The sequence below is a fragment of the Mesorhizobium sp. M7A.F.Ca.AU.001.01.1.1 genome (assembly GCF_004022735.1).
Classification (GTDB): Bacteria; Pseudomonadota; Alphaproteobacteria; order Rhizobiales; family Rhizobiaceae; genus Mesorhizobium; species Mesorhizobium ciceri.
The window spans coordinates 1-8,304 of the sequence record NZ_RZPF01000240.1 but is presented as its reverse complement, the minus strand read 5'-3'; the positions used below and the strand labels follow the sequence as shown (position 1 = coordinate 8,304).

Here is an 8,304-nt window from a genome sequence, read left to right as displayed (position 1 = left end):
ACCTAAATGGGGCTTTCTTCCTGATCGATCCGCTCGACGGCACCAAGGAATTCGTCAACCGCCGCACCGATTTCACCGTCAACATAGCGCTGGTTCGCGATGGCGTGCCGGAAGTCGGCGTCGTCTTTGCGCCCTGCGCGGGCCGCTTCTTTTCCGGCCTGCCGGGAAGGGCGGAATCTCTCGAAATCGATGGCGGCTACCAGATCGTCGGCCGCCGGCCGATCTCGGTGAGAAGGGCCGTGGCGCCTCTGGCCGTCGTCGCCAGCCGTTCCCACAACACGCCGGAAACCGAGGCCTATATTCGCGACCTTGGTGCCGCCGAAATCGTCTCGGTCGGTTCGTCCTTGAAATTCTGCCTTCTCGCCAGTGCCGAGGCTGATGTCTATCCGCGCTTCGGCCGCACCATGGAATGGGACACGGCGGCAGGCGACGCCATCCTGCGCGCCGCCGGTGGCATGACGCGCACGCTCGATGGCCAGCCTCTGGTCTATGGGAAGCGCCGGCAAAGCGACGACGAGGATTTCGCCAATCCGCATTTCATTGCCAGCGGCGGGGCAGGGGTCAGCCCCGCCTGAGAAGGCCCGGTAGCTTACTCGGCCGCTGCCTGCGCCGAATTCGAGCCTATATAGTTGCGGATCGTCTCGATGATGCGGTCCTGGTCGGCTTCGCTGAGATAAGGGTGCATCGGCAGGCACAGGATCCGCTTCGGCAGGTCTTCCGAAACGGCAAGGCCGGTCGGCGTGCGCGGATAATCGCGATAAGCGACCTGGGCATGCAGCGGCTTCACATAGTAGATGACAGACGGAATGCCCTTTTCGCCGAGATGCGCCCTCAGCCCGTCGCGCTTCGGCGTCTCGATGGCGTATTGCGCCCAGGCCGAACGGCTGCCGTCCAGATTGCGGGCGGCGGTAACGACGTCGCCAAGCCCATCGGCATAGCGCTGTGCCACGACCTGCCGGGCGACCATCTCGTCTTCGAGAATGGCCAGCTTCTCGATGAGGATCGCCGCCTGTATCGTGTCGAGCCGCGAATTGATTCCGACGCGGACATTGTCGTACTGCGTCTCGCCCTTGCCATGAAAGGCGAACGAGCGAAGCTGTTCGGCCAGCGCATCGTCATTGGTGAACATCGCGCCGCCGTCGCCGTAGCAGCCAAGCGGTTTTGCCGGATAGAAGCTGGTCGAGCCGACCGCACCGAAGGAGCCGCACATCTTGCCGTCGAGCGAACCGCCCATCGACTGGGCGGCATCCTCGATCACCATCAGGCCTTCGCGGTTGGCGATCGCCATGATCGCCTCGTAATCGGCGGCAAGGCCAAACAGATCGACGGGAATGATTGCCTTCGGCTTCAGCCTTCCTTCCTTCTTGATCATGGCAATGGCCGCTTCGAGGCTGGCAATGTCGATGTTGTAGCTGTGCGGGTCGACATCGACGAACACCGGCGCGGCCTTGGCCAGCGCCACCACTTCGGCGGTGGCGGCGAACGTGAAGCTCGGCACGAACACCGCGTCACCCGGGCCGACGCCGGCTGCAAACAGCGGCAACAGCAGCGCGTCGGTGCCGTTGGCGCAGGCCACGACATGCTTGGTACCGATATAGGCGGCAAGCTTGTTCTCGAATTCGGTGACTTGCGGGCCAAGAATATAGCGGCCCTCGTCAACGACACGGTCGATCGCGGCCTTCAGCCGGTCGCGGATTCGTTCGCGCTGCGCGCCAAGATCGATGAACTGCATGTCGGCCTCAAAATGGGTTAGCCAGATAATCGGCCGCTGGTACCAGAGTTGCGCTTGCCGAGAAAGCCGGGCAGGCGGAGCCCTAAATTGCGGAAGTGTCGCAGTCCGTTACCAGTTTTCCCGGCGAATGTCAGTCAGATGCCGGAAATCCGGGCTTCGTCGGGCGCCATCCCGCCCTTATAGCCTTGGAAAGAGCCCCTGCGAAACATAAAGTGATCGATTGGGCTCAACTTATGTTGAGCGTTGCTCAGGCGATTTCATGTCGCCAGGGTGGATTGGCGCCGGCCCGCGACACGGTCACTGCCGCCGCCTTCGCGCCGAGCGCCAGCGCCTTATGGATGGCGTCTTCCGACAGTCCGGAAATCGCCGCCTTCGTCAGCAGGCCTTGCTCGTGCAGCGAGGCGAGGATGCCGGCGTTGAACGTGTCGCCGGCGCCGACCGTGTCCGCCACCTCGACCCTTTCGGGCATCACCGTGACGGCGTGCTCCTTGCTGTAGCCGATCGCGCCTTCGCCGCCATGGGTGACGACGATCAGCTTCGGGCCGCGGTCCAGCCAGTTGCGGATGACATCCTCATGCGAGCCGGCTTCGCCGAACCAGTTCAGGTCTTCGTCCGACAGTTTCACGATGTCGGCCATCGCCATCATGGTGCGAATGCGCTTGAGGTGCTTGGGCTTGTCCGGGATGAAGTTCGGCCGGATGTTGGGGTCGAGCATCATGACGCGGCTTTCATGCTCGCGCCGCATGAACTCTTCATAGGCACTGCCGGCCGGCTCGGAAATCAGGCTGATGGCGCCGAACAGCATGGCTTCGATCTCGTTGCCGAGCTGCGGCAAATCGTCGATCGTCAGCATGCGTCCGGCGGTGTTCTCGTCATAGAAAGTGTACGTCGCCTGGCCGTTGGTGAGCTTGACGAAGGCCAGCGTGGTTGGCCGTGGCGAGGTGTGTGCATAGGTGGAACTGACCTTGCTCGCCCCAAGCGCATCCCGGAATTGGCCGCCGAACAGATCCGACGACAGGCCGGAAAAGAAGCCGGCCGGCGCGCCGAGCCGGCCAAGTGCGATTGCCGTGTTGAATACGGCGCCGCCGACATAAGGCGCAAAGGCCGGCTCGCCCGCTGTCGTCGTGCGCGGCAGCATGTCGATCAGGGCTTCGCCGCAGCAGAGGATCATGGCTTCTTGGTCTCCGGCGGATAGATCACGCCCTTGCGTATGATGATGTTGGCGTAGAGCCGCGGCTCGCTTGTCGCGACGATGGCATGCGCCGATTTGACCCGTGCATAGAAGTCGGCGCCGGCCAGCGCAACCACCTTGCGGCCTGGCGCCCGTTTGGCGCAGATCGCTTCGATCTCATGATGGACAGGATCGGCAAGCGAGGGATCGCCTCGGACCGAGGCGCGAAACAGCGCCTCCGGCACGGCGTCATCGACAGGCAGGACACTCAATATCGCATCGAGTACCGGGATAAGAGGGTGGCCATCGGCGCGTACCAGTCGGGTTGCCTGCTGTTCCGCCGGATAGTTTCCGTCGACAAGGGCGATTTCGTCGCCATGGCCCATGCCGCGCAGGATCGCCAGAAGCTCCGGACCGAGCAGCGCCGGGATTCCGATCAGCATCAGGCGCTCCTGGAAATCGTCGTCGAGCCGATCAGGAAGCGTTCGGAAAGTGGCAGGCTGGCGCCGCCGAGCGCCCGGGCATGGATACCGACGGTTCCCTCGCGAATGGCGGGCAGCTTCAAGCCTTCGCCGTCGATCGTGGCGATTGCCGCAATGATGGCGTCGACCAGCTGGCGGCGCACCGCCTTCGGCATCCAGCCGTCGATCACCGCCGCTTCGAAATCGATGATCGAGGATGCGGCGACGATGGCGTAAGCGAGCGCCCTTGAGGCGCTGGCGATCCAGCCGTCGAGTTCGGGTCCGATCTCGCCCCAGTCGTCCGGCGAGGTCCACAGATGCGAGGCCTCGATGCCGCGCGCATTGAGCGCCTTTTCGAGCATGGCGATGGAAGCGACATCGATCAGTTGGGTCGGCTTGCCGTCCGGCCCGGGCACGGGCATGGAGCCGAGCGCTCCGGCATTGCCGGTCGGGCCGCCGAAAAGCCGGCCGTTCAGCACAATGCCGCCACCGGCAAAGGCGCCGATATAGAAATAGACGAAGTCACGCGCAGCGCCCGCCTGCCCGAAGACGAGTTCGGCGCCGCAGGCCGACGTGGCGTCGTTCTGCAAATAGACCGGAAAATCGCATTGCGCCTGGATGTCGGCCCTGATGTCGCGGTGACGCCATTCGTCCATCACGTCGCGCGGGGCGCCGGCGGTATCGGCCCAGTTCCACAATTCGAACGGCATGGCGATGCCCAGCCCGGCGATGCGCTTGTCTTGCGCGGGCGTCAGCTCGCCGCGCATCTGCCGCATGCCGTTGCTGACGAAGTCCACCGTCTCGCGCGGCGCCGGGTAGCGATAGGAATGCTGTAGCATCGAACGGACATTGCCAAGGAAGTCGATCAACACCAGTTCAGCGCTGCGGCGGCCGATCTTCAGGCCGATGAAGAAAGCGCCTTCGGGATTGAGCGCCATCGGGATGGAAGGCTGGCCGATCTTGCCGCGCAACGGCGCCTGACGCAGCAGGAGGCTTTCTTCCTCCAGCTCGCGCATGATGACGGAAACCGTCTGCGCCGAAAGTCCGGTCATGCGGGCGATGTCGGATTTTGCCAGGCTGCCGTGTTGACGCACCAGCGACAGCACCAACCGCTCATTGTGGTCGCGCATGCCGCTCTGGTTGGTGCCGCGGTGAATGAGACTGTCATTCACCTCGGGCGAACCGTGCCTCGCAATGGCCGTTTCCACCCTGTTCCTCCCGTCGTTTCCCCTCAATGCTTTTGGGCCAGAATGGGTGAACGAAGCAATGCTGTCAATAATAAATAAGAGTGATTTAATTATTGACACGGGCTTCGGCCTGGTGTCTGTTAAGGCAGCGTCCACGCTGGGAGAATTTCGTTGGATGCGCTGCAGGTGCCGGTTGGCCGGCATCGGAATGGTTCCACTGGGAGGAAAATCGTGACCAATACAAAATTGTTGAAATCGACCGTGTTTGCCGCCGCGGCTCTGGGGCTGATGGCGTTTGCCTCGTCCGCATCCGCGGCCGGTGTCGGCGCCTGCCTGATCACCAAGACCGACACCAATCCCTTCTTCGTCAAGATGAAGGAAGGCGCGACCGCGAAGGCCAAGGAACTCGGCGTCGACCTCAAGACCTATGCCGGCAAGATCGACGGCGACAGCGAGAGCCAGGTCGCGGCGATCGAAAGCTGCATCGCCGATGGCGCCAAGGGTATCCTGATCACCGCATCCGACACCAAGGGCATCGTGCCGACCGTGAAGAAAGCGCGTGATGCCGGCCTGCTGGTGATCGCGCTCGACACGCCGCTCGATCCGATCGACGCCGCCGATGCGACCTTCGCGACGGACAATCTCGAAGCAGGCAAGCTGATCGGGGCCTGGGCCGCCGCCACGCTCGGCGACAAGGCCAAGGACGCCAAGATCGGCTTCCTTGACCTGACGCCTTCGCAGCCGACTGTCGACGTGCTGCGCGACCAAGGCTTCATGATGGGCTACGGCATCGATGTAAAAGATCCCAACAAGATCGGCGACGAGACCGATCCGCGCATCGTCGGCCATGACGTCACCAACGGCAACGAAGAGGGCGGCCGCAAGGCGATGGAGAACCTCCTGCAGAAGGACAACACCATCAACGTCATCCACACCATCAACGAGCCCGCCGCTGTCGGCGCCTACCAGGCGCTCAAGGCTGTCGGCCTCGAAAGCCAGGTGCTGATCGTTTCCGTCGACGGCGGCTGCCCCGGCGTGAAGTCGGTGGCCGAAGGTGTCATCGGCGCCACTTCGCAGCAATACCCGCTGCAGATGGCTGCACTCGGCATCGAGGCGATCGCCGCTTTTGCCAAGGACGGAACCAAGCCGAAGCCGACCGAAGGCAAGAACTTCTTCGACACCGGCGTCAACCTGGTGACCGACAAGCCGGCCACCGGCGTCAAGTCCATCGACACCAAGGAAGGCCTCGCCAAGTGCTGGGGCTGATGCCGTTCTGACCGGCATCCAAGGAACCTGAGCGGTCGGGGCTTGATCCCCGGCTGCTTCGGGTGGACGATGGCTCGCGTGACCGCGAACAATCCCGGCAGCAGACCGGAAAGGCGTGGACTGGCGTCGGCGTTTGGCTGAAGCCTACGGGGAGAAAACATGGCTCAAGCTCAGGAATTCGAGAAGGTTCTCTCGAGCAGCGACACCAGCGTTGCTGCTTTTGACGAGCACAAATCGGCCGTCAAGCGTATCCAGCATTTCTTGCATTCGACGCCGGCCGCGGTGCCGCTGATCGTCCTGGTTCTGGCGATCATCGTCTTCGGCATCACCATCGGTGGGCGTTTCTTTTCGTCCTACACGCTGACGCTTATCCTGCAGCAGATCGCCATCATCGGCATTCTGGGGGCTGCGCAGACATTGGTCATCCTGACCGCAGGCATCGACCTGTCGATTGGTGTGATCATGGTGATTTCAGCGGTGATCATGGGCAATTGCGCGGTCTCCTACGGCATGCCGAGCGCGCTCGCAGTGGCGATCGGGCTTGCCGCCGGCGCCGCCTGCGGGCTGCTCAACGGGGTGCTTGTCGCCTACATGAAGCTACCACCCTTCATCGTGACGCTTGGCACCTGGAACATCGTCATGGCCACGAACTTCATCTATTCGGCCAACGAGACGATCCGCGACACCGACGTCGATACCCAGGCGCCGCTGCTGCATCTCTTTGCCATCAGCTTCAAGGTCGGCACTGCGGTGCTGACGCTCGGCGTCATTGCCACGGTCCTGCTCGTGATGATCCTCTGGTACGTGCTCAATCACACGGCGTGGGGCCGCCATGTCTACGCCGTTGGCGATGACCAGGAGGCGGCGAAGCTGTCGGGCATCCAGACCAAGAAGGTGTTGATGACGGTCTACACCTTGGCCGGCCTGATCGCCGCTTTCGCGGCCTGGGTCTCCATTGGCCGCAACGGCTCGATCTCGCCGTCGGCTGCCGTCACCGACTACAATCTGCAGGCCATCACCGCGACGGTGATCGGCGGTATTTCCCTCTTCGGCGGACGCGGCTCCATCCTGGGCACGCTGTTCGGCGCGATGATCGTCGGCGTCGTTTCCATGGGCCTCAACATGCTGGGCGCCGATCCGCAATGGAAGGTGCTGCTCACCGGTGTGCTGATCATCGGCGCCGTGGCAGTCGACCAATGGATCAGAAAGGTGTCGGCATGACCATGACCCAGGAGCCCATCCTCACCGCGCGTGGCCTGATCAAGCGCTATGGCCGTGTCACCGCCCTCGACAATGCCGACTTCGACCTTTATCCCGGCGAAATCCTCGCCGTCATCGGCGACAACGGCGCCGGCAAGTCGTCGCTCATCAAGGCGATTTCCGGCGCGGCCGTGCCCGACGAAGGCGAGATCCGGCTTGAAGGCAAACCCGTCGCCTTTAAATCGCCGATGGAGGCACGCGAAGCCGGCATCGAGACCGTCTACCAGAATCTGGCACTGTCGCCGGCGCTCTCGATCGCCGATAACATGTTCCTTGGCCGCGAGATCCGCAAACCGGGTTTTCTGGGCGATTGGCTGCGTATGCTCGACCGTCCGGCGATGGAAAAGCGCGCCCGCGACAAGCTTACCGAGCTTGGCCTGATGACCATCCAGAACATCAGCCAGGCTGTGGAAACGCTCTCGGGGGGCCAGAGGCAGGGCGTTGCGGTGGCGCGCGCGGCCGCCTTCGGCAGTCGTGTGGTGATCATGGACGAGCCGACGGCCGCCCTTGGCGTCAAGGAAAGCCGCCGCGTGCTCGAGTTGATCCTCGACGTCAAGAAGCGCGGCCTGCCGATCGTGCTGATCTCGCACAACATGCCGCATGTGTTCGAAGTGGCCGACCGCATTCACATCCACCGGCTCGGCCGTCGCCTCTGCGTCATCGATCCCAAGCAATATACGATGTCCGATGCCGTGGCCTTCATGACCGGAGCAAAGGTTCCGCCCGAGGCAGCGCTGGCGGCCTGATACATGTCGCCCAAGTGCTGGAGGGTTGGCGGCACGGCAGGCACGGAACAGGAATTTGAAGCGCGTCGCGCGACCGTCTTGGCGCGTCACACTTGCGAATTGCCAAATTGCCGCAGGGGGCATGCCGGTTCGGGCATGTTTAAATCGATTGAATATATAGCGGTATCAGCTAGCATGGGCTGGGAGGAGCGATGAAAGCCGGTATGATCATGGCAACCGCACGAGAGGCATCATGACGAGCGCGATGACATCCGAACCCCTTCCTCCACTGCTCGAAAATCCTGATCCCAAGACACTCGCACGTGAAGTCTTGGTGGCCCTCAAATACCGGGTCGGCAAGGATACCGCCGTTGCGACCCAGTACGACTGGCTGACCGCCTCGATCAAGGTCGTGCGCGACCGGATCGTCGATCGCTGGATGCAGGCGACGAAGGAGGCGTACGATCAGAAGGAAAAACGCGTCTATTATCTGTCTCTGGAG

Annotated in this window: 8 protein-coding genes and 1 pseudogene; 5 read left to right on the top strand and 4 right to left on the bottom strand. The window is 62.8% G+C overall.

Annotated elements, in window-relative coordinates; genetic code table 11:
• The coding region (gene cysQ, locus EN884_RS16425) for a 3'(2'),5'-bisphosphate nucleotidase CysQ (RefSeq protein WP_128360630.1) at window positions 1-575 on the top strand (575 nt) is incomplete at its 5' end.
• Window positions 576-589: 14 nt separating this feature from the next.
• Here cysQ and EN884_RS16420 read toward each other — a convergent pair.
• From EN884_RS16420 to EN884_RS16405, 4 genes are all read right to left on the bottom strand, one after another.
• The gene (locus EN884_RS16420; protein ID WP_013532708.1) at window positions 590-1,732 is read right to left on the bottom strand and encodes a DegT/DnrJ/EryC1/StrS aminotransferase family protein; all 1,143 of its coding nucleotides are present in this window, start codon (window positions 1,730-1,732) and stop codon (window positions 590-592) included.
• Between the two features lie 247 nt (window positions 1,733-1,979).
• Window positions 1,980-2,903, bottom strand: a complete 924-nt coding sequence (locus EN884_RS16415) for a carbohydrate kinase (RefSeq protein WP_013532707.1) — start codon at window positions 2,901-2,903, stop codon at window positions 1,980-1,982.
• Window positions 2,900-3,346 (bottom strand): RbsD/FucU domain-containing protein, encoded by a 447-nt coding sequence (locus EN884_RS16410; protein ID WP_013532706.1) that lies wholly within the window; start codon window positions 3,344-3,346, stop codon window positions 2,900-2,902. The genes EN884_RS16415 and EN884_RS16410 overlap by 4 nt, the downstream gene beginning before the upstream one ends.
• A complete protein-coding gene (locus EN884_RS16405; protein WP_013532705.1) occupies window positions 3,346-4,572 on the bottom strand; it encodes an ROK family protein in 1,227 nt (408 codons plus the stop codon). The genes EN884_RS16410 and EN884_RS16405 overlap by 1 nt, the downstream gene beginning before the upstream one ends.
• Window positions 4,573-4,800: 228 nt before the next feature.
• Here EN884_RS16405 and EN884_RS16400 point away from each other — a divergent pair, with 228 nt between their 5' ends.
• The 4 genes and pseudogenes from EN884_RS16400 to EN884_RS16385 form a co-directional block, all read left to right on the top strand.
• Window positions 4,801-5,817, top strand: a complete 1,017-nt coding sequence (locus tag EN884_RS16400; protein WP_024503693.1) for a sugar ABC transporter substrate-binding protein — start codon at window positions 4,801-4,803, stop codon at window positions 5,815-5,817.
• A gap of 159 nt (window positions 5,818-5,976) precedes the next feature.
• Complete coding sequence (locus EN884_RS16395; protein ID WP_013532703.1) at window positions 5,977-7,038, top strand: ABC transporter permease; 1,062 nt, start codon at window positions 5,977-5,979, stop codon at window positions 7,036-7,038.
• Window positions 7,014-7,823, top strand: a complete 810-nt coding sequence (locus EN884_RS16390; protein WP_224621066.1) for an ATP-binding cassette domain-containing protein — start codon at window positions 7,014-7,016, stop codon at window positions 7,821-7,823. The genes EN884_RS16395 and EN884_RS16390 overlap by 25 nt, the downstream gene beginning before the upstream one ends.
• 232 nt (window positions 7,824-8,055) lie before the next feature.
• Window positions 8,056-8,304: pseudogene (locus EN884_RS16385) on the top strand (glycogen phosphorylase); the annotation flags it as partial.